Origin of the sequence: Streptomyces sp. NPDC021115 (assembly GCF_044333065.1) — a bacterium.
Lineage (GTDB): Bacteria > Actinomycetota > Actinomycetes > Streptomycetales > Streptomycetaceae > Streptomyces.
The window spans coordinates 20,598-44,576 of sequence record NZ_JBIRQF010000008.1; the positions used below are offsets into that span (position 1 = coordinate 20,598).

The following is a 23,979-nucleotide window of genomic DNA, read 5'->3' on the forward strand; positions in this document are numbered from 1 at the left end:
TACCGCCTCTCCGAAAAACCAACTAGTTAGTTTTACGGTAGGGCAGTGGACCGCGGAGGGCAACCAACCAGTTGGTAATCTGGCGCCATGTCCCCCGCGAAAGCCGACGCCACCCGCCGTCGCCTGCTGGACGCCGCCACCGAGGACTTCGCCGCCCACGGCGTCGCGGGGGCACGCGTGGACCGCATCGCGGCCGCCGCCGGCGTCAACAAGGCCCAGCTCTACGCCTACTTCGGCGACAAACTCGGCCTGTTCGACGCGGTCTTCCGCCTGCACGCCGACGCCGTCGCCGACGCCGTCCCGTTCACCGCCACGGACCTCGCCACCTACGCCGTGCGGCTCTACGACGCGTTCCTCGCCCGCCCGGACCTGGTCCGCCTGGTGACCTGGGCGAAGCTGGAGGGGATCCACACCGGAAGCCTGGCGCCCGGGAATCCGGCGGTCGCCGCCAAACTGCGGGCGCTCTCCGAGGCGCAGCGGAACGGCGGGGTCATCGCCTCGCTCGACCCTCAGGACATCCTCGCCCTGATCACCTCCATGGCCCTGACCTGGTCCGCGGCGGGCCCCTACGCCACCGCGACGCAGGACGACCGCCCCGAGGAGCACGACCGCCGCCGCCAGGCCCTGTCGGAGACGGTGCGGCGGTCGTTCGTCTGCTCGTGAGGGCGGGCGCCCCTCTCGCCTACGGCCGGACGTAGGGCCGGGTCATGATCTCCATGTTGTGGCCGTCCGGGTCGTCGAAGTACGCGCCGCGGCCGCCGAAGAGGTCGTTGATCTCGCCGGGCCGGGTGTGGCCGGGGTCCGCGCAGTAGGTGACTCCGGCCGACTCCAGCCGGGCGATCATGCCGTCGAACCGCTCCTCGGGTACGAGGAACGCGTAGTGCTGCGGCTGGATCGGCTCGTCGCGCTTCTCGTAGTAGTCGAGCGTGACGCCGTTGCCGAGGTCGACGGGGAGGAACGGCCCGAACGGGACGCCGACCTCCAGGCCCAGGACCGTGGCGAGGAACTCGGCCGACCGGTGCCGGTCCGAGGCGTAGACGGCGGTGTGGTTCAGCTGAATGTCCATGTGAGGTGTCTCCGGTGTCGTCGTGGTGGCGGCGCGAAAGGCCGCGGTGCGAACGATGAACAACGGAGAGGAGCGGCGGGGCCCTGGCCCGCCTCGCGCTCACGCCGAGGCCGGGCGCCTCACTCGCGCATGGCCCTCATGGGCCGACCCGGCAGTCACCCGGGTGACCCTACCGGCCGCCGCGAGGAGCGGCAACGGGATAACCGAGCCCGCGAGTGGGCTTCATCGCACCGAGCGCGAGGGGGCTGGCCTGTACGCCGGTGCGGCCCAGGGTGCGGTCATGCATGACGGTGTTCCTCCATCGCGGGTGGAGCTGCCATCATGAACAAACGGAACCTCGTTCCGTTTGGAACGACACGGAACGCTGTTCCGTTTCGGCAAGCGCAATGGCGAAGGGAGCGGCACGGTGGACAACGGCGGCAAGGGCGGGCGCGGGGACGGCGCGGGGCGCGCGGCCCCGTCCAAGCGGAAGGACGCCCGGCGCAACAAGGAGACGCTGCTCGACGCGGCCGCCACGGTCTTCGTCCGCTCGGGCGTGGAGGCCCCCGTACGCGACATCGCGGCCGAGGCGGGCGTCGGGATGGGCACGATCTACCGCCACTTCCCCACCCGGGCGGACCTCATCATCGCCGTCTACCGGCACCAGGTCGAAGCGTGCGCCGAGGCCGGACCGGCCCTGCTGGAGTCCAGCCCGACCCCGTACGCCGCGCTGGAGCAGTGGATCAACCTCTTCGTGGACTTCCTGGTCACCAAGCACGGCCTCGCCGCCGTGCTCCAGTCCGACGGCTCCGGCTTCGACACCCTGCACGCCTACTTCCTCGACCGCCTCCTGCCCGTGGGCACGCAACTGCTCGACGCCGCCGCCGAATCCGGCGAGATCCGCGCCGACGTGGAGGCGTACGCGCTGATGCGCGGCGTGGGCAACCTCTGCATCGGCGCGGACAGCGACGCCCGCTACGACCCGCGCCGACTGGTCGAGCTGCTGATCGCGGGGTTGCGCCGGCCGCACTGAGCGCCGTTACAGAGCTCCGTCCCCCGCCCTGTCGAGGCGGTCGCGCTGCGCCGGTGTCAGCTGGAGGTCCGCCGCGGCCACGTTCTCCTCCAGATGACCGATCCGCGCCGTGCCCGGGATCGGCAGAACGACCGGCGAGTGGCCGAGCAGCCACGCGAGCGCCACCTGGCTGGGCGTGGCCCCCAGCTCGGCCGCCACCGCCGCGACCTCGGACGTCTCGTCCCACACCCCCGCCGCGACGGGCCGCCACGGAAGGAACGCGATCCCCGCCGCCTCGCACGCCGCGAGCACCGGCTCGTGCTCCCGGTCGAGCACGTTGTAGCGGTTCTGCACGCTCACCACATCGATGATCGCCCGTGCCTGACCGAGTTCGGCGACGGTGACCTCGGACAGCCCGATCCGGCCCGCCTTCCCCTCGACCTGGAGGTCCCGCAGGCTGCCGAGCTGGTCGGCGAGCGGCGTCTCCGGGTCGATGCGGTGCAGCTGGAGCAGCTCGATCCGCTCGACGCGCAGCCGCCGCAGCGCCTGCTCCACCTGGTCCCGCAGCACCTCCGGCCGCCCGTCCAGCTTCCACTCCCCACCGGGACCGGTGCGCGCGACGCCGACCTTGGTGGTGACGAGCAGCCCGTCCGGGTACGGGTGCAGCGCCTCGGCGAGAAGCTCCTCGTTGGCTCCCCCGCCGTACAGGTGAGCGGTGTCGATCAGCGTGATCCCCAGCTCCACGGCCCGCCGGGCGACCGCGATGGACGCCTCCCGCCCAGGCCCGGGCTCGGTCGCCAGCCGCATGGCCCCGAACCCGAGCCGCCGTACGTCCAGATCGCCGCCGATGCGAAAGCTCATCGATGCCATGCGCCGCTGCCGCCCTCCCCATTGGTGTCCGCACGCTAGCAGCGCGGCCGGACACCGCGGCGGCCCCGGCCGCACTCGATCTTGAGCAACGGGACCTCGCTCGGTGCGCCCCCACCGCGCTACCGTGAAGACGGTGGTACTCCGGCGTCGAGGTCGGTGGAGGTGAGAACGTGGGCGCCTCATGCTGGCCGGGCACATGGCCGATCGCCGAAACGAGAGCGATCCCACGGGTCCCGCCGCCAACGCCGCGGCGCACGTGGGCCGCCTTTCTGCCCGAACTGGCGTCGATCGAGATGATGACGTGACGTGCGCGGCTCAGTCTTTCGCCCATCGGGCCTTCTTCTACCGAGGCGTCCAGGAGTACGTGGCCGGGACGGTCCCGTTCGTACAGGAGGGCCTGGCCGCGGGCGAGCCGGTCGCGGTGGCCGTACCCGCGAGTAATCTCGGGCTGCTGCGCGCGGAGCTGGGTGCGAGCGCCGAACAGGTGCAGTTCACCGACATGAGCCGGGCAGGACGGAACCCGGGCCGGATCATTCCCAAGGTGCTCCTCTGGTTCGCCGACGCGCATCTCACCGAGCGGGTACGGATCATCGGTGAGCCGATCTGGCCCGCCCGTACCCCCGCCGAATATCCGGCCTGTGTCCAGCACGAAGCGCTGATCAACAAGGCGTTCCACGGCCGGAACGTCAGCATCCTGTGCCCCTACGACGCCGTACGGCTCAACGCCGGACGGCTTGCCGACGCGTTCACGACACATCCCGTCGTCATCGTCGGCGGCAGGGAGGAGCGCAGTGCGGCCTACGACGCCGACGGCGCTGTCGCCGCCTTCAATGAACTCCTCGTGCGACCACGATGGGCCGTCGTCTTCACGTTCGACGCCGACCGTCTGCCCGGCGCGCGGGACCTCGCCGTCGGGCTGGCCAAGCGCCTCGGTCTGCCAGGTGAGCGCTTGGACGACTTCGCGCTCGCCGTCACCGAGCTGACCACCAACAGCGTGCGGCACGGCGGCGGCTCGGGCACCGTGTCGGTCTGGGGCGACGGCACGCAGATCGTGTGCGAGGTGAGAGACCGAGGATGGCTGCGCGACCCGCTGGCAGGCCGTCTCCCGCCACAGCGCGACAGTCCCGGAGGCCGGGGTCTGCTGACGGTCCACCACCTCGCCGATCTCGTCCGTATCCACACCGGCCCCGAGGGCACGACGGTCCGCTTCTCCATGTGACCACTGCCGGGACCCTGCTAACGCCCGCATCAGCCGGGCGTTAGCGGCGCGGCAGCTTTGCGGTAGCGGGCCCGGCCAGAGTGGATGACGTACCGAGGAGACAACGTCACCAACTGCCCCTGGGGGGGACCCGAAATGAACACCAACACCACCGCCCGCACCGCCCGCCGCCGCACCCTGCGCGTCGCCATCGCCGCCCTGACCGTGGCCGCCGGCCTCAGCCTGACCGCCTGCTCCGGCTCCGGCGACACCGGCGCGAAATCCGCCGCCACCGCCGAGTCCGGTGGCAAGGGCTCCGACACCAAGGTCGACGCGGGCGACCTGAGCAACAAGGCGGGCAAGGCCGCCTCGGGCATCGAGCGCTGCCACACCTCCGGGCTGAAGGCCGCCTTCGCCACCGGCGACGACGCCGTCCCGGACCCGAACGCCGAGGGCGGGACCACCACCAGCGTCATGCTGACCAACAAGGGCAGAAGCACCTGCAAGATCGGCGGCTTCCCCGGCGTGGACCTCAAGTCCGTCAACGGTGGAGAGCGCTGGTCGCTCCAGCGCTCCTCGACCAAGTACGGCTCGATCACCCTCGCCCCCGGCGACAGCACCGACTTCACCATCAACCTCGCCATGACCGACGAGGACGAGGGCTTCTACCAGCCCGCCTACGCGGAGATCACCCCGCCCAACGAGACCAAGTCGATCACTCTCAAGTGGCCCTGGGGCACCCTCGTCGACCAGCGCAGCGCCACCCACCCCGGCACCTTCGTCAACCCCATCGGCTGACCGCCTCCGTCACCCCTCGCTCGTCCGCTGTCCCGGTGTGCCACACCGGGACAGCGGACACTTCGGGCAGTTCGTGTTCCCCCGCGACGTGCTGTGCGAGCGCGGCATCATGTCGCGCGGCGGCACCGGTGGGAAGCGCGGTTTCCGCGTCCATCCGCCGTGGGTGACCACGGCCAATCGCCAGGCATCCAGAACTCAGGCGTGGCAGGTGGACCACTTTCTGGATCTCGCGGGCGACAAGCCCGTCGACCTGGCGCGTGCGCGCGCCCTTTATCGCCTGTAAGGGCACCCGAAAAGCGGGATCTGACCCTGCTGAGCGAATGGCACCGGAAAGAGTCGAGGCGGGCGTAGCTCCTCGTGATCAGGGATGACCCCAACGCCGCCTTGCGGGCTCGGGGGTTGACGCCCTATCCGCCCGGGAGATTTAGTGATCGCGACCAATCAGGAACGGATCACTCTTGCGGTGATCCGCGACCTCCACGGGGAAATCATGCGTACGCTCATTACGGCCGGAGGCATGCTCGCAGCCGCCGGTCTCACCCTCAGCCTGATGTCCGCACCGGCAATCGCGGCGTCGGACACCGGCACCGCGTCCACCTCGGCCGCGCAGGGAAAGCCGCCGAAGGCGGGCAAGGGCAGCGTCAAGTGCAACGAGAACTCGTCGCGGATCAACTTCTCCTGGAAGACCGGCTACGCGAGCACCAAGGTGTACTACAACAACCACTGCCTGGGCGGCTTCAAGACCAAGGTCGCCTTCAAGTTCTGGAACGACGGATCGACGCCGTGGTACAAGTGCGTCAGCTTCGAGGGAATGACCAAGGGCACGTACAAGTTCGCGCACATCAACCCGATCATGGGTGTCAGCAAGGACACCAAGAAGTGTGAGAAGAACTAGCAGCTGTGGGGCTGGTCCCGCCGCGTGAGCGGCGGGACCAGCCCAAGGCTTCTCGCCCGCCATCGAACTCACCCGCCCTGCGAGCTTTCGGGCACGCCGAGCGAGTGCCAGGCCGACCAGTCGCTGTCGTCGCCCGGTGCGTTCTGCCAGGTGCACCTGATCGTGCCGTCGCCGAAGAGGGCGAAGACCTCCATGCGGCCGTCGGCGTTCGAGGCGGCCACCGGGTCGCCGATCACGAGCGGGCTGCCGCTGTAGAGCGGTGCCCAATGGGACGACCACCTGCCGTCGGGGGCGGGGTTGGTCTGCCATTTGTGCTCGATGGCCCCGCCTTCCTGACGTACGAAGACGTCCAGGCGGCCATCGGTGTTCACGCCGACGGCAGGGGTGCCCACCGGATTGTCGCCGCCGAGCGATTTCCAGCCCGGAGCCCATCCGTTGCTGGGCTTGGTCTGCCAGATGTGCTCGATGTCGCCGTTCGGGCCGAGGACGAAGACCTCCTGCTGGCCGGAGGTGTTCAAGACGGCCGTCGGGTCTTCCTGCGGAGTGCCGCCGAGTTCACCGAACGCCCATCCGTCGACATGGGGACGCTGATAAGCGTGCAGAACGGTGAGCACCCCATTCTCGTCGTCGTAGCCGCGGACGAAAGCTTCCAGCCGGCCATCGGCGTCCTGTATGACCGCCGTATCGCCCATCACGTCGTCGACGAAGAGAGCTTTCCAATCATCTCTCCATCCGTTGTTCGGGGCGGTCTGCCAGATGTGCTGGACGGAACCGTTCGTGGCACGGACGAAAACCTCCAGTCGGCCGTCGAAGTCCCTGGCGACGGTCGGGGTGCCTGCCGCGGACGGGCTGCCGGGGAGGGGTTCCCAACGCGACCAAGAGGTGCCGTGGGGGTTGGATTGCCAGGCGTGCTGGACCTTGCCGTCCGTGGTGCGGGCGAAAACCTCCATCCGGGCATCGAGATTCGTGGCCACGACGGGGTCGCCTGCCATGTTGCCGCCGAGCGATTTCCACCCCGACCATTCGTTGCGGCTCGGGGCCGTCTGCCAGTTGTGCTGAAGGGTGCCGTCGGAACCGCGGGCGAAGACCTCCAGCGCCTCATTCGCATTGAGACCGACCCAAGAGAAGGGGGAAACGTACCGGACGCTGCTCACCGTAGCCATGGCAATCCCTGACCTCTCTGGTGACGTGGCGCCGCCTGCCCGTCCCGATGACGAGGGCGGCGCAGGGTGACATCCCCCTCCGAAGGTCCGTTTTCGACGATACGCGCCACGTGTTTTCTCCGCGCGGTCAGAGCCGAGCGCCACGGACGCGCACTCCGGCACGCGACTGGATGTACGCGGCGAGGCCGATCCGGGCCTCCGGTGGAACGGGCTCAGGCGCGGAGGTCGAGTTCGGCCCAGACGGTTTTACCGATCAGCTCGGACCGGACGCCCCAGCGGTCCGCCAACTCCTCGATGAGCAGAAGCCCGTGGCCCGATTCGCGCGGCTGGTCACCGGCCCCGGTTTTCGGACGGACGGCGGGCAGGCGGTCGGCCCGGGGGTCCTTCACCTCGACGCGGAGCGTGTCGGAGGTCCTGTTGAGCGAGAGCCGGAAGTTCCGGCCCGGAACGCGGCCGTGCAGCGCGGCGTTCGCGGCCAGCTCGGCGACGATCAGCGCCGCCTTCTCGTACGGCAGCCCCAGGAGCGGATGCGCTCGGTCGCGAGCAGCCGAGCGAGGCGGGCGCCCTTGCGGGTGGCGGAGAGCAGCACGGTGTAGTGCGAAGCGGAAGTGCTGGTTCGGATGATGAGGGTGTTCCTTCCGCTCGTTGCCCGGCGACCATCCCGCCTGACGGTTACCATCAGTCAACGCTCGGGCGCGGTGTGTGGGGAGCTGCCACAATGTCTGCCAGGTGTAGGCCAGTTGTGAACCAGGACCGACGAACGGTTCGGACATGACCATCGGCGAGCGCATCCGCGCGGCACGCACGGCACGCCGCCCCCGGTGCAGTCAGGAGAAGCTCGCGGACGAGCTCTCGGTGGCGCGCTGGGGAAAGACGGGATTTTGTGACCGACAGCAGGTCTACCGGTGGGAGACCGGGCGCCGGGTGCCACAGGTGTGGCTGCCGTTCATCGAACAAGTCCTGAACGTCGATCTGTCCGGGAACAATGACAGCGAGTTCGCCGATACCGTGACCTCGGTCGTGATCCTGGGAGGCAGCGACGTGGAACGACGGCAGTTCCTCGCGGCATCCGCCGCTGTCGGCCTGGCCGTGCTCGACCTGCCCGACGCCGAAGCGATCACCCGCCGCGCGAACCGGCCCGGCCCTGTCGCGGTCGGCGTGGGCGAGGTCACCGCTGTCCGCACCATGACCACCACCTTGGGCAACGCCGCCTCCGAACTCGGCGGCGGACACGCCCGGCACCTCGCGGTGCGCTACCTCACCGTCGACGTCAAACGATGGCTGGACGGCCGCTACAGCGACAAGGTCGGCCGCGAGCTGTTCGCCGCGGCCAGCGAACTGGTGCACCTGATCGGCTGGATGGCCCGTGACGAGGGCAACCAGGGGCTGAGCCAGCAGTACCACCTGCACAGCTTCAAGCTCGCCACCGAGGCCGGGGAGAACGAACTGGCCGCGACCGCCCTGCGCGGACTCGCCGAACAGGCCATCGACCTCGGCCACATCCCCACCGCCGTACGGCTCGCCGAGGCGTGCGAACAGCGCGGCCGGAAACTCGACAACCCCAAGGCGCTCGCGTACTACCGCAACACCCTCGCCCGCGCGGCAGCCGCCGACAATGATCACACCACTTCCGCGACGATGCTCGCCTCCGCGCAGACCGCTATCGAGCAGGCGCCGTCGCGGCCGGGCCAGTCCTGGGCGAGCCACTACAGCCACGGCCGGTGGGCCCATGACTCCGGCATGATCCACGCCAAACTCGGCGACCTCACCGCCGCCGAAGAACACCTCCACCTCGCGCTCGACATCCACGGCCTCGACCGCAAGCGCACCCGGGCGATCGTGCTCGCCGACCTCGGACACGTCCAGCTCAAACGCGGCAACACCGAGACGGCCCTGGCCACTTGGAGCGACTTCCTCGACTGCGCCGACGGCGTGCAGTCCGTACGGATCAACGACGGCCTGACCAACATCGCCGCCCGCGCCACCTCCCTGCCCGACAGCCCGGCAGCCGCCGAACTCGGCGAGCGCATCGCCGCCCGAGCGTGAAACCCCACGGCCCACGCCGCTCGGCGCCGACTAGCGTGGCGTCATGGGGATACACATCACACCAGCCGGGGTGGCCGACTTCCACCAGGTCCTGAATGATCACCCCCGCTACTGGGGCGAACGCGACCTTCGGTCGCTGCACCTCCTGGCACTGGTGCAGGAGTTCGGCTCCACCTGCCTGGTTGCCCGAGCCGAGGACGGAATCCGTGGGTACGTCTTCGGGTTCGTCACCCCGGACCGCACCGGCTACGTGCATCTGATCGCCACGCGGGACGACGCGCGTGGCACGGGCCTCGGGCGCCGTCTGTATGCGGCGTTCGCCGAAGCCGCGGAACGTCACGGCGCACGGCAGTTGAAGGCGATCACGTCGATCGGGAACTCCGGCTCCATCGCCTTCCACCGCAGCCTCGGCTTCGACGCGAAGATCGTCGACGACTACGACGGCGCGGGCCGACCCATGGCCGTCTTCCGCCGAGGTCTGCCGCTGTAGGGAGACCCGCCGGGCCCAGCCGTGGACACGGGACCGGCTTCTGACGGGTCGTGGCCGTGCGTACGGAACGAACTGCCTCCGACCCTGCCGGAGTTGGCCATCCGGAGGGCCGATTCCGTATCGGATCAGGCGCCGCGGGCGAGGAGGGTGCGGAGGGACTTGGCGACGTCGGCGGGCGCCTCCTCGGCCATGAAGTGGCCGTACGAGACGGTCGCGTGGTGCAGGTCGGGCGCCCAGGCGCGCCACAGCGCCTCCGCGTCGAACCCGAGGGCGGCGCCCCAGTCCTGCTGGAGGACGGTGACGGGCATCCGCAGCCGGTTGCCCGCCTCCCGGTCGGCCAGGTCGTGGGCGACGTCGATCCCGGCGGAGGCCCGGTAGTCGGCGACGATCGACGGCACGGCGGCGCGGCAGGCGTCCAGGTACGCGGTGCGGACGGCGGCGGGGATCGCGGCGGGGTCGGTGCCCCAGAGGTCGAGGAAGTGGCCGAAGAAGACGTCCGGGGCGGCGGCGATCATCCGCTCGGGCAGGCCCGGGGGCTGCGCCATCAGGTAGAGGTGGAAGCCGACCGCCGCGGTGGTGCCGTGCATCGCCTCCCACATGTCCAGCGTCGGCAGCACGTCGAGCGCGGCGAGGTGGGTGACGGTGTCCGGGTGGTCGAGCCCGGCGCGGAAGGCGACCAGGGCGCCGCGGTCGTGGCCGACGAGGGCGAAGCGGTCGTGGCCGAGGGCGCGGGCCACGGCCACGGTGTCGGCGGCCATGGTGCGCTTGGCGTACGTACCGCTGTCGGCCTCGGCCGGTTTGTCGCTCGCGCCGTAGCCGCGCAGGTCGGGGCAGATGACGGTGTGGTCGGCGGCGAGGTCGGCCGCGACGTGCCGCCACATGAGGTGGGTCTGCGGGAAGCCGTGCAGCAGGACGACCGGGCTGCCGGTGCCGCCGACGGCCACGTTGAGGGCGATGCCGTCAGCGGCATCGGCGTCGGCGGTGACGGGGACGCGGTGGTAGGCGAAGCCCGGGATGGTCTCTGGCATGGGGCGCTGCTCTCGTTCGGCCGGTGGTCTGTCCCGTCGAGGCTGCCGCGTCCCGATCAGCAGCCGATCAGCACAGCGGCGGGTCCGGTTACCGGGTCTTTTGCAGAAGGCCCCGGCGTTCACGCCGGGGATGAATGCATCTCAAGGCCGCTCTGACGTGCACCTTAGAGCGGACGTTGTTGCTGTTCGATGTACTGGCGGACGATCGCCAACGGTGCTCCGCCGCATGATGCGGAGAAGTATGAGGGCGACCACAGGTGCCCGTGCATGATGGCGCGGTTGATCCGGCCGGTGAACTCCTGCCGGATCCGGCGAGCGGAGACGCCCTTGAGACTGTTGACCAGCTTCGAGACGGCGACTTTGGGCGGGTAGTGCACCAGGAGGTGGACGTGATCGCGTTCGCCGTTGAACTCCTTCAGCTCCGCTTCGAAGTCCTCGCAGACCTTGCGCATGATCTCTTCGCAGCGCGTCAGCATCCCGTCGTCGAACACACCACGCCGGTACTTCGTCACGAAGACCAAGTGCACATGCATTGCCGAAACAACGTGTCTACCATGCCTATAGGCATTCTCCTCATCCATGAGACCAATCGTAGTAGAGTCCGTTTATGCAGCTCCGCTACAACTACCGGGCCTACCCGGACGCCACCCAGCGCCATGCGCTGGCGAAGGCGTTCGGGTGCGCCCGGGTGGTGTGGAACGACTGCCTGCGCGACCGGAGGGAAGCACACGCCACAGGACTGCCGTACGTGACATCGGCGGATCTTTCCCGACTGCGTATCACCCAGGCCAAGCGCACCACCGAACGCGCCTGGCTCGCCGACGTATCAGCGGTCGTCCTGCAACAGTCCCTGCGGGACCTGGATACCGCCTACAAGAACTTCTTCGACAGCCTCACGGGCAAGCGGCCAGGCCGCAAGGTCGGACCGCCCCGGTTCAAGTCGAAGAAAGACACCCGGCAGTCGATCCGACTGAACACCAACGCCTTCGCCCTCCAGGACAACGGCACGGTGTACGTGGCCAAGGTCGGCCATCTCAAGGTCACGTGGTCCCGCCGGCTTCCGGCCGCACCGACGTCCCTGACCGTCACCAAGGACAGCTGCGGCCGGTACTTCCTCAGCTTCGTCGTGGACACCGAGCCGGACATCCTCCCCGCCCGGGACGCCGATACCGGGATCGACCTGGGCTTGTCCGCCTTCGCCGTCCTGTCCGACGGCAGCAAGATCCACAGCCCCCGCTTCCTGCGCCGGGCGGAGAAGAAGCTGGGGCGCCTTCAGCGGGAGCTGTCCCGCAAGGCCAAAGGATCGAAGAACCGGGCCAAGGCCCGCCTCAAGGTCGCACGCCACCATGCCAAGGTGGCGGACCGGCGCCGGGACTGGCACCACAAGGCATCCACTCAGATCATTCGCGACAACCAAGCGGTGTACGTGGAGGACCTCGCGGTGTCCGGCCTCGGCCGCACCCGGCTCGCCAAATCCGTGCACGACGCGGGATGGTCCGCGTTCGTCGCCATGCTGGAGTACAAGGCGGTCAAGCACGGCCGCACCTTCGCCAAGGTGGACCGGGCCTTCCCCTCCTCTCAGGTCTGTTCGGTCTGCGGATTCCGGGACGGCCCCAAGCCCCTGCACGTCCGGCAGTGGACGTGCGGCAAGTGCGGCACCGTGCACGACCGCGACCACAACGCAGCGCGCAACGTCCTCTTCGAAGGACGCCGTATCGTCGCCGCCGGACGGGCGGAGACGCTAAACGCCTGCGGAGCGCCGGTAAGACGGGCACACGTGCCCGCACAGCGCGTGGAAACAGGAAGCCCCCGGAAGGGTCACACGACCCAGGCCGGAATCCCCGGACTTCAGGCCAGGGAGCACGTCAAGGTGGCCCGGTGACGTGGGAACGGGTCGCGTTCGGTGTGCTCGGGCCGGTGGTGGCCGAGGGTGACGGTGGCGCGCTCGCGTTGAAGGGGCCACGGCACCGGGCGGTGCTGGCGCGGCTGATCGTGGCCCGCCGCCGGGTCGTACCGGTGTCCCGGCTGGTCGCGGACCTGTGGGACGAGCCCCCTGCGGGGGCGGTGGGCGCCGTACAGACCTTCGTCGGCGCCCTGCGCCGCGCCCTGGAACCGGACCGTCCGCCGCACGCCCGGCCCCGGCTGCTGGTCACCGAGGGCCCCGGGTACGCGCTGCGGGCGGCGGCCGACGCCGTGGACGCGTGGCGCTTCGAGGCGGCCGTCGGCGCCGCCGCGACCCTGCCGCCCGCGGCGGCGCTGCGGCGGCTGGGGGCGGCGCTGGAGCTGTGGCGCGGTCCGGCGTACGCCGACTTCGAGACGGAGCACTGGGCCCGCGGCGAACGCGCCCGCCTGGCCGAACTGCGGCTCCGCGCCGTCGAGCAGCGCGCCGAGACCCTGCTCGCGCTGCACCGCCCCGCGGAGGCGGTGCCCGACCTTGACGCGCATCTGACCGACCACCCCTGGCGCGAGGACGCGTGGCGCCTGCTGGCCCTCGCGCTGTACCGCACGGGCCGCCAGGCCGACGCCCTGTCCGTCCTGCGCCGCGCCCGCACCACCCTGACCGCCCAGCTGGGCCTGGACCCCGCCCCCCGCCTGCGCCGCCTGGAGGCGGACATCCTGGCCCAGGACCCGGCGTTGGAGGCGGGGGCTGCCGGTCGTCCAGCGGAGCCGACGCCGGGCCCCGGCGGTGGGCCGGGGCGGCCGGTGGGTGCCGGGGTGGGGCAGTCCGCGGCGCGGGTCTGGGCCGATGCGGCCGCCGTCTACGACCGTACGGTCGGCGGCGGGGCGCGGGCTCGGCTGGAGGCCACGGTGGGGCTGATCCGGAACCTCGCCGTGACCGGGGGCGGGGGTCTGGAGGCGGCCCGGCAGCACCGGCCGGCGGCCATCGCCGCCGCCGAGGAGTGCGGCGATCCGGAGCTGACCGCGCGGGTGATCGGCGCGTACGACGTGCCCGCGATCTGGACCCGGAGCGACGATCCGGAGCTGGCGGAGCGGATCGTCGGTGCGGCCGAGCGGGCCCTGGCCGCGCTGCCGCCTCAGGGCGGCGACGCGGCGCGCTGCCGCCTGCTGGCCACCGTCGCGCTGGAGATGCGCGGCACCCGCTCCCCGCGCGGGCCCGAGGCGGCACGGGAGGCCGAGGAGATCGCCCGGCGGCTGGACGATCCGGCGCTGCTGGTCTTCGCCCTGAACGGGGCGTTCATGCAGTCCTGCACCCGGGCCGGGCTCGCGCCGCGGCGGGACGCGATCGGCGCGGAACTGATCGCGGTGGCCGCGCGGCACGGGCTGGTGACGTACGAGGTGCTGGGCCATCTGGTCCGGCTCCAGGCGCGCTGCGCGCTCGGCGACTTCCCGGCCGCCGACGAGCACGCCGCCGCCGCGGACCGGCTGGGCGCGCGCCATGAGCTGCCGTTGGTGGGCGTCTTCACGGAGTGGTACGGGGCGCTACGGCTCGCCGCGACCGGGGAGGCGGCGCGAGCCGAGGCCGCGTACCGGGCGGCGGCCGGGTGGTTGGAGGGGGCCGGGATGCCGGGCGTGGAGCGGGGGCTGCTGCCGCTTGCGCTGCTGTGCGTACGGCTGGCGGCGGGCGGGGAGCGGTCCGCGCGCGAGGCGGGGCGGGGCGTCGACCTGAGCGCGGACTGGGGTCCGTACCGCCCCTGGGCGGAGCCGTTCGCGCTGCTGGGGACGGATGCCGCCGGGGCGCGGGCGGCGCTGCGCGCCCTGCCGGAGCCCCCGGCGGACCTGCTGTACGAGGCGCTGTGCTGCCTGGAGGCGGCGGTCGCCCGGGAACTCGGCGACCGCGACGTCCTGGCGCGGGCCCACGCCCGCCTGCTCCCGGCGGCGGGCCAGCTCACGGGCGCGGGCAGCGGCCTGCTGACGCTCGGCCCGGTGGACGACCATCTGTCGGCGATCAGGGCGGCGCTGGGCACACGGTCGGCAGCCACGCGGCGGAGCGGCGGGCGCGGGCGGTGAGGTGGGTGACGTAGGCCCGGCGCAAGTCGGCCGGGGTCGGGAAGCCCGGCTCGGCGGGGAGCCAGGCGTCGGGGACCGTGGCCACGATCTCGTGGAGCAGCCCGGGCGTAATGCGGGGAGCGAGTTCGGCGTCGGCCGCCGGGACAGCCGGGGTGCCGTGGGCGAGGGCGTGGTGGCGGAGGTCGTACGGCTTCGTCACCGCGTCCCGCGCCGTCTCCCACCGGTGGTGGAAGACGAGCGAGGCGCCGTGGTCGATGAGCCACAGCCGGGGCTTCTGGTGGCCGGAGGTGGGCCAGGTCATGAGGTTGGTGCTGTGCACCGTGCGGTCCACGTTGGCGGTGAGCGCGTCCAGCCAGACGATCCGGGCGGCCTCCAGCGGGTCGAGGCCGAGCGCGTCGTGCGCGTCCGGGGTGAAGTCGGCGGCGCCCGGCAGGTAGTCCATGCCGAGGTTGAGGCCCGCGCTGGCGCGCAGCAGGTCCTGGACCTCCTGGTGCGGTTCGTCCGCGGCGACCGCGGGATCGAAGTGCACCAGGACCAGTTCCGGTACGCGCAGGCCCAGCCGCCGGGCCAGTTCGCCGACGATGACCTCGGCGACGAGCGCCTTGCGGCCCTGCGCCGAGCCGGTGAACTTGACGACGTACGTCCCCAGGTCGTCGGCCTCCACCACGCCGGGGACGGAACCGCCGCCGCGCAGCGGGGTGACGTACCGGACGGCTGTCACCTCGCGCAGTGCGTTGGTCATCGCCCACACCCCCAAAACTGAATTGTGTTGCAAATATACAATGCGTTTCAGTTTCATTGGACGAGTGACGAGAGGACACACGGGCATGACGACGCCGAGCGCACACCAAGAGGCCGTGCGACGCGCCAACGAGGCCGTGCAGACCTACACGCTCTCCGCGGACGGCTGGCGCCGCAGCCCCGGCGAGACCCTGCGGCTGCTGCTCGCCGATCTGATGCACTGGTGCGACGACACCCAGCGCGACTTCGACGCCGCGCTGGAGCGGGCCCGCGCCCGGCACGCGGGGGACGCGGGCTAGGGCCAGCGTTCGTACCAGCGCTGGTCGGCCTCCAATTGCGCGGCCAGCGCGATCAGCAGGGGCTCGCTGGACGCCGGACCCAGGAGCTGGGCGCCCAGGGGGAGGGTGGCGGCGGGGTCGGCGAAGCCCGCCGGGACGTTGACGGCGGGCCAGCCGAGGACGTTCCAGGGCCAGGCGTACGGGCAGGCCGCGATCATCGCGCGGTCGGTGGCCCAGCCGGACAGCCGGGCCATGGCGCCGATCCGCAGGGGCGGGGTGGCGGTGGTCGGGGAGAGGACGACGTCGTACCGCCGGAAGATGGCGCCGACCCGGCGCCGCAGCGGCTCCTCGGCGGCGCGGGCCAGCCGCAGGGTGCCGCGCAGGAGGCGGCCGTTGCGGGCGGCGGCGCGGGTGCGTACGTCCAGCAGGAGCGGATCGGGGACGCGGCCCGCCCATTCGCACAGGCCGCCCGTGGCGCGCGGCAGGAAGGAGAGCCCGACGGCGCCGTAGCGCGGCTCGGCCTCCTCGACGTCGTGGCCGAGGGCGGCGAGCCGTTCGGCGAGATGGGTCACGGCGGCGCGGACGGCCGGGTCCAGGCTCTTCGGCGTGCCCGTGAAGGCGGGCTTGAACGACAGGGCGATCCGCAGCCGCCCCGGGTCGCGGCCCGGGGCGGACAGCACGTCGATCGGTTCCGGACAGTGCAGGTCGCCGTCGCGGTTGCCGCTGGCCGCGTGGAGCAGCAGGGCGGCGTCGGCGACGGTGCGGGCGAGGGGGCCGTTGCAGGTGATGCCGTGGAAGGACTCGGCGTCCGGCCAGGTGGAGATCCGGCCGCGCTGCGGCTTGATGCCGACGAGATGGGTCCAGGCGGCGGGGATACGGACCGAGCCAGCGCCGTCCGAGCCGAGCGCGGCGGGGACCAGCCCGGCGGCGACGGCGGCCGCGGCGCCGCCGGAGGAGCCGCCGGGGGTGCGGTCGAGGTTCCAGGGGTTGCGGGTGTCGCCGAAGGCGGGGCCCTCGGTGAACGGCCACTGGCCCAGCTCGGGCGTGTTGGTCTTGCCGACGATCACGGCCCCGGCGGCCCGGAGCCGCCGCACCGCCTCGCCGTCCTCCGCCTTGGCCGGGAAGTCACCGCAGCAGCCGAACGCGGTCGGCTCGCCCGCCACATCCGTGTCGTCCTTGACCGCGACCGGCACCCCGAGGAGCGGCAACCGCTCACCGCCCGCCAGCCGCCGGTCGGCGTCGCCGGCCTCGCGCAGCGCGGCCTCGGCCCGGACGCGCCGGAAGGCGTTGAGCGTGGCCTGGGTCTCGGCGATGCGGCGCAGCGCCTGCTCGACCAGCGCCCGCGAGGTCACCTCGCCGTCGGCCAGCGCCCTGACCTGCTCGCCAAGCCCCTTCGGAATGACGCTGGTCAACGATGATCCTCCTCATGCTCACGGATAGGTGAGTTAGGCCACTCCCCCTTTACCCGAGGAGGGGCGGCCGCGCACCCTGGGCAACAGTGGTTGCCCGTTTCATCACCATCATCACCATCCTCCTGGCCCACGCCAAGCAGCAAGACACCAAGCAGCAAGGACGACCCGCATGACCCACATCGCGGTCCACGCCCGCACCGGCGGTCCCTCCGGTTCCGACGACCACGACAAGCTCGTGGAGCACGCCATCGGCTGGGTCCTGGCCGTCGTGATGGCGATGTTCGCCGCACACCTCGGCCTGTTCTAGCCCCGCACCCAGTACACAAAACTGCACCGAAACGTATGTCATAGTGGACCGCATGACGACGTCCACCGCATCCCACTGGCTCGCATCCGCCACCGTCGATCCCGCCGTCCACGCCCTGCGCCCCGACTACCGCGCGCTGCTCATCACCGCCGAGGGCCTGCGCCCCGGGCCCAGTGACGAGCTGAGCGAGAAGTGGCTGTCCGCCGCCGAGACGGAGGCGCGCGAGCGCTTCGGGGACGGTCCGGTCGAGGAGCATCCGCATCTGGCCGCATGGCGCGAGGCGTTCCGCGCCTTCGGCGCCAAGCCGCAGCGCACCCGGCCCAGCGCGGAGGCGCTGCTGCGCCGGGCGGGCGCCGGACTGCCGCGGGTGGACCGGCTGACCGACCTCTACAACGCGATCTCGGTCGCCCATGTGCTCCCGCTGGGCGGCGAGGACCTCGACCACTACACCGGCGCGGCCCGGCTGGTGCGCGCCACGGGCGACGAGGCGTTCGAGACGACGGCGAGCGGCGAACCGGCCGTGGAGCACCCCTCGCCCGGCGAGGTCGTGTGGCGGGACGACGCGGGCGTCACCTGCCGCCGCTGGAACTGGCGCCAGTGCACCCGCACCCGGCTCACCCACGACACCACCCGGGCCATGTTCGTCCTGGACGCGCTCGGCCCGATGGACGACGCCGCGCTGACGGCGGCCGGTGACCGGCTCAGCGAGGCGCTGACGGAGTCCAGCCCGGGCGTCGTGATCACCTCACGACTGGTGAGCTGACCTTTTCGACCGTCCTCAGAACAGCGGCTGCTGGCCCGGAGTCGGCGGCTCGTCCCCGCCGAACAGCTTCGGCGGAGTGGTCAGCAGCGGCGCGATCCGCCGCGACCCCGGGCACGAGACCAGCTCGTAGTCGGAGCGGCGGCCCGGCGGATCGTGGCGGGCGAAGCGCCCGCCGACCACCGCGATCTCACGGGTGCAGACCGGACAGGTGCGGCGGGGAGCAGACATGAACCCAGTGTCGCGCACCCGCACACTCAGCAGGCCGGCTCAGCGCGCGTCCGCCGGGACATACGTGCCCCACACCTCCCGCAACGCGTCGCACACCTCGCCGAGCGTGGCCCGCGCCGCGAGCGCGTCCTTCATCGGGTAGAGCACATTGGCCGTACCCGGCTCACTCTCGGCGGCCTTCTTCAGCGCCGACAGCGCCGCGCCCACGGCCGACCGGTCCCGGGAGGCCCGCAGGCGGGCGAGCCGGGCGCGCTGGCGCTCCTCGATGGCCGGGTCCACGCGCAGCGGTTCGTACGGCTCCTCCGCGTCGATCCGGAACCGGTTCACACCGACCACCACCCGCTCCCCCGCCTCCTGTTCGCGGGCGACGCGGTACGCGTTGCGCTCGATCTCGGCCTTCTGGAAGCCCCGTTCGATGGCGGCCACGGCGCCGCCCAGATCCTCGATCCGGCGCATCAGGTCCACCGCCGCCTCCTCGACGGCGTCGGTCAGCGCCTCCACCGCGTACGAGCCCGCGAACGGGTCGACGGTCGCCGTGACGTCCGTCTCGTACGCCAGCACCTGCTGGGTACGCAGCGCGAGCCGGGCCGAGGTGGCGGTGGGCAGGGCGATGGCCTCGTCGAACGCGTTGGTGTGCAGCGACTGGGTGCCGCCGAGCACCGCCGCGAGCCCCTGGACGGCGACCCGGACGAGGTTCACCTCGGGCTGCTGGGCGGTGAGCTGGACGCCCGCCGTCTGCGTGTGGAAGCGCAGCATCTGCGACTTCGGATCGCGCGCGCCGAACTCCTCGCGCATCACCCGCGCCCAGATCCGGCGCGCGGCGCGGAACTTGGCGACCTCTTCGAGGAGGGTCGTACGGGAGACGAAGAAGAAGGAGAGGCGCGGCGCGAAGTCGTCCACGCCCATGCCCGCCGCGAGGGCCGTGCGGACGTACGCGATGCCGTCCGCGAGGGTGAACGCGATCTCCTGCGCGGGCGAGGCACCGGCCTCGGCCATGTGATAGCCCGAGATCGAGATCGTGTTCCACCTGGGCAGCTCGGCGCGGCAGTACTGGAAGATGTCCGCGATGAGCCGCAGCGAGGGCGCGGGCGGGAAGATGTACGTGCCGCGCGCGATGTACTCCTTGAGGACGTCGTTCTGGACGGTGCCGGTCAGCCGCTCCCCCGGCACCCCCTGCTCCTCGGCGACGAGTTGATAGAGGAGCAGCAGCAGCGCGGCGGGCGCGTTGATCGTCATCGACGTCGAGACCTGGTCGAGCGGAATGCCGTCGAACAGGACGCGCATGTCGTCCACCGAATCGATGGCCACGCCGACCTTGCCGACCTCACCGTGCGCGAGCGCCGCGTCGGAGTCGTAGCCCATCTGGGTGGGCAGGTCGAACGCGACCGACAGACCGGTGGTGCCGTGCGCGATCAGCTCCCGGTAGCGGGCATTGGACTCGGCGGCGGTGCCGAAACCCGCGTACTGACGCATCGTCCACGGGCGGCCGGTGTACATCGACGGATAGACGCCGCGGGTGAAGGGGTACGCCCCGGGCTCGCCGAGCCCGTCGGGTACGCCACACTCGCGACCGGGCCCGTACACCGGCTCGATCGGGAAGCCCGACTCCGACTCGCGCGCCATGGGTCCCTGCCTTCTGGTGGCTTATATCTGCCCTTGTACCCATTCAGGGCCTTCTTCACAGCATGCGCCGATGTTCACCGCACGGCAGCCCCGGGCAACATTCCGGGCGACGAACCGGCGAAGAGGGGGATACATGCACGGAAGATCGGCCGTCCGCACCGCGCTCGCCACGGCCGCCGCGGCGGCCCTCCTGGCGGGCTGCCGGGGCGAGACGGTGACCCTGGACGGACAGCGACATACCAGAGCGGAGCCGCGCGCGGGCGCCAGCACCGTCAGCGCGGCGCCCCGCACCCCGGCCGCAGCGCCGCGCCCGCACCGCACGTTCACCCACACCCCGCGGGCCACGCCCCACCGGGCCGCCCCGCCCCGCACCCGGGTCGCGGCGAAGCCACGCGGTGCGCCGCGGGTGGCGCCGCCCGTCGTCGCGTTCGGCACCAGCGGCGAACGGGTGCGCGAACTCCAGGCGCGGCTGCGCCAGCTCGGGCACTTCGGCCGCAACCCGACCGGCTACTTCGGCACGGTGACGCGCGCGTCCGTCGCCTCGTACCAGCGCGCCCGCGGGCTGGCGGCCACCGGTTCGGTGGACAGCCGCACCTGGAGCTCCCTGCGGTCCCGCACCACCCCGCCCACCCGCGACGAGCTGTACCCGCCGACCACGAACCCCCTGGCCAAGCCGGACTCGCGGTGCCTGACCGGGCGGGTGCTGTGCATCAGCAAGGGCAGCCGCACGCTGGCGTGGATGATCAACGGCCGGGTCGTCTCGGCCATGGACGTGCGCTTCGGCTCGCAGTACACGCCGACCCGGGAGGGGCTCTTCCAGGTCAACTTCAAGAGCCGGGACCACGTCTCGACGATCTACCACACGCCTATGCCGTACGCGATGTTCTTCAGCGGCGGCCAGGCGGTGCACTACTCGGCCGACTTCGCCGCCCGCGGCTACAGCGGGGCGTCGCACGGATGTGTGAACGTCCGCGACAAGAAGAAGATCGCGGCGGTCTTCAACCAGGTGAAGGCGGGCGACAAGGTGGTCGTCTACAAGTAGGCCCGCCACGGTGAGAGTGGGCGCGGGCAGAGCCGGGGGAACGTGCTCTGCCCGCGCCATATGCGCGGAGCCGTCGGTACGGGGGGAACCTCGGCTCCCGCGCGGCCGATGACCAGTCGGCCCGTTTCTTACAGCGTCACCCCTGAAAAAAACGTCACACCAGGTTCCCGTGGGTCTCAGGATCCGCTGGATTTCGCGGGCTTCGCGGACTTGGTGGCCTCCGCGGAGCCGGACGGTGTCGCGGACGGACTGGCGGAAGGACCGCCCGACGACGAGGTGGTGCCGGACAGGGTGCTGGACGGGGTGTCCGACTGGCTGGGGTCCGGGCTCGGCGTACCGCTCGTACCGTCATCGGACGGCGGCGGGGGCGCGGGGTGGGACGACCCGCCGTCGTCGCTCCCGGTGTCGTCACCGGAACCGGAGTTGTCGTCGGTGCCGCTGCGCGGATCGGTGTCGCCGACGAGCTGGACGCAGTAATCGTGGATGGCGGAGCGACTGCCCGCCGCCTGCTGGAGCTTCTTCAGCGCCTTCCAGCCGACGTCGGGCCCGGTACCGGCCTCCGCCGCGAGGTAGCGGCGGCAGGCCCCCAGGGCCCGCTGACCGTTGCCGTTGCTCTGGCCGTTGCCGGTCTTCCAGGCCCCCGGCTTACCGGACTTGTCCGGCTTGCCGTGCCCGCCCTTGCCGCGCCGGTCGTGCTCGCCGTGCTTGTCCTTGCCGCGGCCCTCGCCGTCGCCCGGTACGCCCCGGCCCTGGGTGCCGTCGGACGAGCCGCCTCCGTCGGGCCCCGTCGACGTACCGCCGCCCTCGGAGATCTCCGGCCGGGCCGAGTCGCCGTCACCGGGGCCGGTGTCCGACGCGCTCGCGCCCGGGCCCGGGGTGCCGCCGCTGTGCCCGAAGGGCAGCACACCGGCCGCCGCCGCGACGGCGAAGCCGCTGAGCGCGCATCCGGCGATCGCGGCCACCATGCCGGCGCGCAGCGGACGCCGCCGACGCGCTATGCGCGTCGACTTGGCGCCGACCTGGCCTTCCATGGAAAGGGGAACGACCGTCGGCTCGGCCCGCGCCGCGCGGAAGGCGGCCACCGCCGCCTCCTCGCCGGGGAGCGGGGCCGTGCCGTCCGCGGCGGCGCCGCCCGGGCGGCGCGCGGCTCCGGCCACGGCGCTGAGCACGGCGGCCAGCCGTTCCGCTTCGGCGTACGGCCGATCGTCCCGGTCGCCGGAGGCACCGTTCTGCCCCTCGACCGGTTCACCGCGAAGCAGCCGCTCCGCGGCCTTGTCATCCAGCCAGCTGTAGCGGTGGTCGTCGGCCATCACATGTCTTTCTGCGTTGGCGCACCCGATTCCGTCACACCCGCGGACCTGGCCACCCCTGTCTCACGCTGCCCGGGTATCCCATCGAGCACAGGCGTGTCACCGAGGAGATCGGCGAGCCGCCGCAGGCCGCGGTGGGCCGCGGTCCGTACGGCGCCGGGGCGCTTGCCGAGCACCGCGGCCGCGCTCTTGGCGTCCAGCCCCAGGACCACCCTCAGCACGACGGCCTCCGCCTGGTCCTGCGGGAGCTGGGCGATGAGGCTGAGCGCGCGGCCGGTGCCGAGGGCTTCCATCGCCTCACCCGCGGTGTCGGCCTCGGAGGCCCGGGTCTCCAGCTCGGTCTCGTCCCCGCCGATGACCGGGCGGCGGCCGCGCATGCGTATGTGGTCGAGGGCGCGGTTGCGGGCGATGCGGGCGGCCCAGCCGCGGAACCGGTCGGCGTCTCCGCTGAACCGTCCGAGGTCGCGGGCGATCTGGAGCCAGGACTCGGAGGTGATGTCCTCCGCGTCGGCGTCACCGACCAGGGTGCGGACGTAGCCCAGCAGCCGGGGGTGCACACATCGGTACACGGTCCGGAAGGCAGTCTCGTCTCCGGCCTGCGCCGCGTTCACCGCGGCGGTCAGTTCCGCGTCGTCCGCCTGCACGCTCTCTTCCTGCCCCACTCGGAGAAGTCTCGGTCCAGCACTGCCGCGGCCGACGCGCTAGCCCTGCCCGTACGGCGGGCTGGGCGCGGACGGCGGGGCGGGCGGGGCCTGCGGAACGATCGGCGGCTGCTGCGGGGCGCCGCCGTAGGGGGACGGGGCGGGCGCGCCGTACGGGTTGCCGGGGGCGCCGCCGCCGTACGGGTTGGCCGCGGGCACGCCGTACGGGGACGGCGGCATCTGGCCCTGCGGGGCCTGCGGCGGCAGCGCGGCGCGCTGCTCCTGCATCGCGGTGATCTGGCGGACGACCAGCAGGCCGAGGATCGCGGCGGCGATGGTGACCAGGTACGCGAAGCAGTTCATGCCGATCGCCGACCGCATGTCCTCGATGGCGCTCCGCGCCCCGAAGAGACCGCCGTCCATGGCCCGCTGCCGGGCGTTGCTCCACTGCACGAGGGAGCTGCTGAAGAGCGGGCCGCTGATGACCCAGCACACCCACCAGCCGTTGAGCAGACCGCGGCTGACCTGGTGCGGGCCCTGCGGGGAGCTGGCGCGCCAGATGTCGTTGGCGATCTGCTTGGGGAACCACAGGCTGACCACGGGGGTGAACCAGGCGCCCGCCGCCCAGCCGGATCCGAAGCGGTGCTGGCCCGGCGCGAACACCTCGGCGTTCAGCCGCAGCCGCCGGAACCAGATCGGCCAGACGATGGCGAGCGAGAGCATGACCAGCGAGGACAGCACCAGCGCCACGCGGTAGAAGTTGTCCGCGTCGTCGGCCTCCTCGGGGGAGACCGACGAGCCGCCGTCCAGAAGGTCACCGAAGAGGCTGTACTGCTGGACGCGGGCGATGAACGCGAGGATCAGCACGGCGATGGTCGCGCAGAACAGCACGGTGAGCGTGGTGGACAGCCCGCGCCGCAGATCGACACCGCCCGGGGGCATGCCGCCCGCCGCGGGCATGGACACGGGCGGCGCGGCAGGATAGGCATAGCCGCCGGGCCCTGCGGCCGGAGCCTGATGCTGCTGCGTCTGCTGCTGATAGGTGCCGCACGCCGCGCAGCGACCGTCGGGGCCGACGGCTGAAGCGCGGCAGTTCCCGCACGGATACATTTCTTGATCC

Annotated in this window: 25 protein-coding genes and 2 pseudogenes; 14 read left to right on the plus strand and 13 right to left on the minus strand. The window is 71.9% G+C overall.

Translation table 11 applies throughout. The annotated features are described in order from the left end of the window. Positions 1-87 precede the first annotated feature (87 nt). Positions 88-663 (plus strand): TetR family transcriptional regulator, encoded by a 576-nt coding sequence (locus ACH4TL_RS24345; protein WP_398319614.1) that lies wholly within the window; start codon positions 88-90, stop codon positions 661-663. Positions 664-682: 19 nt separating this feature from the next. On the opposite strand, the gene ACH4TL_RS24350 is transcribed toward ACH4TL_RS24345, so the two are convergent. Next, positions 683-1,066: a VOC family protein gene (locus ACH4TL_RS24350; RefSeq protein WP_398319611.1), complete on the minus strand. Its 384-nt coding sequence runs from the start codon at positions 1,064-1,066 to the stop codon at positions 683-685. Positions 1,067-1,472: 406 nt separating this feature from the next. Between ACH4TL_RS24350 and ACH4TL_RS24355 the strand changes: the two genes are divergently transcribed. Beyond that, a complete protein-coding gene (locus ACH4TL_RS24355; protein WP_398319738.1) occupies positions 1,473-2,078 on the plus strand; it encodes a TetR/AcrR family transcriptional regulator in 606 nt (201 codons plus the stop codon). 6 nt (positions 2,079-2,084) lie between these two features. Here the strand turns inward: ACH4TL_RS24355 and ACH4TL_RS24360 are convergent, their stop codons facing one another. Further along, complete coding sequence (locus ACH4TL_RS24360) at positions 2,085-2,927, minus strand: aldo/keto reductase (RefSeq protein WP_398319608.1); 843 nt, start codon at positions 2,925-2,927, stop codon at positions 2,085-2,087. Positions 2,928-3,228: 301 nt separating this feature from the next. Here ACH4TL_RS24360 and ACH4TL_RS24365 point away from each other — a divergent pair, with 301 nt between their 5' ends. The 4 genes and pseudogenes from ACH4TL_RS24365 (at position 3,229) to ACH4TL_RS24380 (ending at position 5,818) form a co-directional block, all read left to right on the plus strand. After that, positions 3,229-4,146 (plus strand): anti-sigma factor RsbA family regulatory protein, encoded by a 918-nt coding sequence (locus ACH4TL_RS24365; RefSeq protein WP_398425330.1) that lies wholly within the window; start codon positions 3,229-3,231, stop codon positions 4,144-4,146. 135 nt (positions 4,147-4,281) lie between these two features. Then, positions 4,282-4,923, plus strand: coding sequence for a DUF4232 domain-containing protein (locus tag ACH4TL_RS24370; RefSeq protein WP_398319602.1), 642 nt, complete (start codon positions 4,282-4,284; stop codon positions 4,921-4,923). Positions 4,924-4,969: 46 nt separating this feature from the next. Beyond that, a pseudogene (locus ACH4TL_RS24375) lies at positions 4,970-5,206 on the plus strand (MepB family protein); the annotation flags it as partial. A gap of 207 nt (positions 5,207-5,413) precedes the next feature. Then, on the plus strand, positions 5,414-5,818 hold the full coding sequence (locus ACH4TL_RS24380; RefSeq protein WP_398319599.1) for a hypothetical protein: 405 nt from the start codon (positions 5,414-5,416) through the stop codon (positions 5,816-5,818). Positions 5,819-5,886: 68 nt separating this feature from the next. Here ACH4TL_RS24380 and ACH4TL_RS24385 read toward each other — a convergent pair whose 3' ends face one another. Then, complete coding sequence (locus ACH4TL_RS24385) at positions 5,887-7,125, minus strand: hypothetical protein (protein WP_398425331.1); 1,239 nt, start codon at positions 7,123-7,125, stop codon at positions 5,887-5,889. A gap of 68 nt (positions 7,126-7,193) precedes the next feature. Further along, a pseudogene (locus ACH4TL_RS24390) lies at positions 7,194-7,660 on the minus strand (ATP-binding protein). A 254-nt stretch (positions 7,661-7,914) separates the two neighbouring features. Here ACH4TL_RS24390 and ACH4TL_RS24395 point away from each other — a divergent pair. Continuing rightward, on the plus strand, positions 7,915-9,027 hold the full coding sequence (locus ACH4TL_RS24395; protein ID WP_398319735.1) for a tetratricopeptide repeat protein: 1,113 nt from the start codon (positions 7,915-7,917) through the stop codon (positions 9,025-9,027). A gap of 43 nt (positions 9,028-9,070) precedes the next feature. Continuing rightward, a complete protein-coding gene (locus ACH4TL_RS24400; RefSeq protein WP_398319593.1) occupies positions 9,071-9,517 on the plus strand; it encodes a GNAT family N-acetyltransferase in 447 nt (148 codons plus the stop codon). Positions 9,518-9,642: 125 nt separating this feature from the next. Here the strand turns inward: ACH4TL_RS24400 and ACH4TL_RS24405 are convergent, their stop codons facing one another. Together ACH4TL_RS24405 and tnpA are read right to left on the minus strand one after the other, a co-directional pair. Next, the gene (locus ACH4TL_RS24405) at positions 9,643-10,545 is read right to left on the minus strand and encodes an alpha/beta fold hydrolase (RefSeq protein WP_398319590.1); all 903 of its coding nucleotides are present in this window, start codon (positions 10,543-10,545) and stop codon (positions 9,643-9,645) included. Positions 10,546-10,709: 164 nt separating this feature from the next. Further along, a complete protein-coding gene (gene tnpA, locus ACH4TL_RS24410; RefSeq protein WP_398319587.1) occupies positions 10,710-11,126 on the minus strand; it encodes an IS200/IS605 family transposase in 417 nt (138 codons plus the stop codon). A gap of 26 nt (positions 11,127-11,152) precedes the next feature. Here tnpA and ACH4TL_RS24415 point away from each other — a divergent pair, with 26 nt between their 5' ends. Both ACH4TL_RS24415 and ACH4TL_RS24420 read left to right on the plus strand, forming a co-directional pair. Further along, entirely contained in the window at positions 11,153-12,427 is a 1,275-nt protein-coding gene (locus ACH4TL_RS24415) for an RNA-guided endonuclease InsQ/TnpB family protein (RefSeq protein WP_398319584.1), read from the plus strand. Then, positions 12,424-14,514, plus strand: a complete 2,091-nt coding sequence (locus ACH4TL_RS24420; RefSeq protein WP_398319582.1) for a BTAD domain-containing putative transcriptional regulator — start codon at positions 12,424-12,426, stop codon at positions 14,512-14,514. The genes ACH4TL_RS24415 and ACH4TL_RS24420 overlap by 4 nt, the downstream gene beginning before the upstream one ends. Here the strand turns inward: ACH4TL_RS24420 and ACH4TL_RS24425 are convergent. Further along, positions 14,453-15,256 carry a HipA family kinase gene (locus tag ACH4TL_RS24425; protein WP_398319579.1) on the minus strand — a complete coding sequence of 268 codons (804 nt, stop codon included), beginning with the start codon at positions 15,254-15,256 and terminating at the stop codon, positions 14,453-14,455. The genes ACH4TL_RS24420 and ACH4TL_RS24425 overlap by 62 nt on opposite strands. Before the next feature lie 85 nt (positions 15,257-15,341). On the opposite strand from ACH4TL_RS24425, the gene ACH4TL_RS24430 reads away from it, so the two are divergent. Next, entirely contained in the window at positions 15,342-15,554 is a 213-nt protein-coding gene (locus ACH4TL_RS24430) for a hypothetical protein (RefSeq protein WP_398319576.1), read from the plus strand. Here the strand turns inward: ACH4TL_RS24430 and ACH4TL_RS24435 are convergent. After that, complete coding sequence (locus ACH4TL_RS24435) at positions 15,551-16,945, minus strand: amidase (protein ID WP_398319573.1); 1,395 nt, start codon at positions 16,943-16,945, stop codon at positions 15,551-15,553. The genes ACH4TL_RS24430 and ACH4TL_RS24435 overlap by 4 nt on opposite strands. 169 nt (positions 16,946-17,114) lie before the next feature. Here ACH4TL_RS24435 and ACH4TL_RS24440 point away from each other — a divergent pair, with 169 nt between their 5' ends. Further along, on the plus strand, positions 17,115-17,252 hold the full coding sequence (locus ACH4TL_RS24440) for an SCO1431 family membrane protein (RefSeq protein WP_398319570.1): 138 nt from the start codon (positions 17,115-17,117) through the stop codon (positions 17,250-17,252). Between the two features lie 52 nt (positions 17,253-17,304). Then, entirely contained in the window at positions 17,305-18,015 is a 711-nt protein-coding gene (locus tag ACH4TL_RS24445; RefSeq protein WP_398319567.1) for a B3/4 domain-containing protein, read from the plus strand. A gap of 15 nt (positions 18,016-18,030) precedes the next feature. On the opposite strand, the gene ACH4TL_RS24450 is transcribed toward ACH4TL_RS24445, so the two are convergent. Continuing rightward, on the minus strand, positions 18,031-18,243 hold the full coding sequence (locus ACH4TL_RS24450) for a hypothetical protein (protein WP_055546847.1): 213 nt from the start codon (positions 18,241-18,243) through the stop codon (positions 18,031-18,033). 39 nt (positions 18,244-18,282) lie between these two features. Beyond that, positions 18,283-19,866, minus strand: coding sequence for a methylmalonyl-CoA mutase (locus ACH4TL_RS24455; RefSeq protein WP_398319564.1), 1,584 nt, complete (start codon positions 19,864-19,866; stop codon positions 18,283-18,285). Positions 19,867-19,999: 133 nt separating this feature from the next. On the opposite strand from ACH4TL_RS24455, the gene ACH4TL_RS24460 reads away from it, so the two are divergent. Beyond that, entirely contained in the window at positions 20,000-20,908 is a 909-nt protein-coding gene (locus ACH4TL_RS24460) for a peptidoglycan-binding protein (RefSeq protein WP_398319561.1), read from the plus strand. Between the two features lie 176 nt (positions 20,909-21,084). Here ACH4TL_RS24460 and ACH4TL_RS24465 read toward each other — a convergent pair whose 3' ends face one another. From ACH4TL_RS24465 to ACH4TL_RS24475, 3 genes are read right to left on the minus strand one after another with little or no spacing between them, the layout of a single operon-like run. Next, positions 21,085-22,218, minus strand: a complete 1,134-nt coding sequence (locus ACH4TL_RS24465) for a hypothetical protein (RefSeq protein ID WP_398319558.1) — start codon at positions 22,216-22,218, stop codon at positions 21,085-21,087. Continuing rightward, a complete protein-coding gene (locus ACH4TL_RS24470; RefSeq protein WP_398319732.1) occupies positions 22,218-22,862 on the minus strand; it encodes an RNA polymerase sigma factor in 645 nt (214 codons plus the stop codon). Before ACH4TL_RS24470 ends, ACH4TL_RS24465 begins: the two co-directional genes overlap by 1 nt. Before the next feature lie 57 nt (positions 22,863-22,919). Further along, positions 22,920-23,819, minus strand: a complete 900-nt coding sequence (locus ACH4TL_RS24475) for a DUF4328 domain-containing protein (protein WP_398319729.1) — start codon at positions 23,817-23,819, stop codon at positions 22,920-22,922. Between the last annotated feature and the right edge of the window lie 160 nt (positions 23,820-23,979).

What these genes read in the sequence shown, in the direction of transcription:
- ACH4TL_RS24350 (WP_398319611.1), bottom strand. Translation starts at nt 1,066, where the DNA reads ATGGACATTCAGCTGAACCACACCGCCGTCTACGCCTCGGACCGGCAC.
- ACH4TL_RS24345 (WP_398319614.1), top strand. Translation starts at nt 88, where the DNA reads ATGTCCCCCGCGAAAGCCGACGCCACCCGCCGTCGCCTGCTGGACGCC.
- ACH4TL_RS24455 (WP_398319564.1), bottom strand. Translation starts at nt 19,866, where the DNA reads ATGGCGCGCGAGTCGGAGTCGGGCTTCCCGATCGAGCCGGTGTACGGG.
- ACH4TL_RS24425 (WP_398319579.1), bottom strand. Translation starts at nt 15,256, where the DNA reads ATGACCAACGCACTGCGCGAGGTGACAGCCGTCCGGTACGTCACCCCG.
- ACH4TL_RS24465 (WP_398319558.1), bottom strand. Translation starts at nt 22,218, where the DNA reads ATGGCCGACGACCACCGCTACAGCTGGCTGGATGACAAGGCCGCGGAG.
- ACH4TL_RS24360 (WP_398319608.1), bottom strand. Translation starts at nt 2,927, where the DNA reads ATGGCATCGATGAGCTTTCGCATCGGCGGCGATCTGGACGTACGGCGG.
- ACH4TL_RS24415 (WP_398319584.1), top strand. Translation starts at nt 11,153, where the DNA reads ATGCAGCTCCGCTACAACTACCGGGCCTACCCGGACGCCACCCAGCGC.
- ACH4TL_RS24405 (WP_398319590.1), bottom strand. Translation starts at nt 10,545, where the DNA reads ATGCCAGAGACCATCCCGGGCTTCGCCTACCACCGCGTCCCCGTCACC.
- ACH4TL_RS24460 (WP_398319561.1), top strand. Translation starts at nt 20,000, where the DNA reads ATGCACGGAAGATCGGCCGTCCGCACCGCGCTCGCCACGGCCGCCGCG.
- ACH4TL_RS24445 (WP_398319567.1), top strand. Translation starts at nt 17,305, where the DNA reads ATGACGACGTCCACCGCATCCCACTGGCTCGCATCCGCCACCGTCGAT.
- ACH4TL_RS24400 (WP_398319593.1), top strand. Translation starts at nt 9,071, where the DNA reads ATGGGGATACACATCACACCAGCCGGGGTGGCCGACTTCCACCAGGTC.
- tnpA (WP_398319587.1), bottom strand. Translation starts at nt 11,126, where the DNA reads ATGGATGAGGAGAATGCCTATAGGCATGGTAGACACGTTGTTTCGGCA.
- ACH4TL_RS24380 (WP_398319599.1), top strand. Translation starts at nt 5,414, where the DNA reads ATGCGTACGCTCATTACGGCCGGAGGCATGCTCGCAGCCGCCGGTCTC.
- ACH4TL_RS24440 (WP_398319570.1), top strand. Translation starts at nt 17,115, where the DNA reads ATGACCCACATCGCGGTCCACGCCCGCACCGGCGGTCCCTCCGGTTCC.
- ACH4TL_RS24430 (WP_398319576.1), top strand. Translation starts at nt 15,342, where the DNA reads ATGACGACGCCGAGCGCACACCAAGAGGCCGTGCGACGCGCCAACGAG.
- ACH4TL_RS24450 (WP_055546847.1), bottom strand. Translation starts at nt 18,243, where the DNA reads ATGTCTGCTCCCCGCCGCACCTGTCCGGTCTGCACCCGTGAGATCGCG.
- ACH4TL_RS24370 (WP_398319602.1), top strand. Translation starts at nt 4,282, where the DNA reads ATGAACACCAACACCACCGCCCGCACCGCCCGCCGCCGCACCCTGCGC.
- ACH4TL_RS24475 (WP_398319729.1), bottom strand. Translation starts at nt 23,819, where the DNA reads ATGCCCGCGGCGGGCGGCATGCCCCCGGGCGGTGTCGATCTGCGGCGC.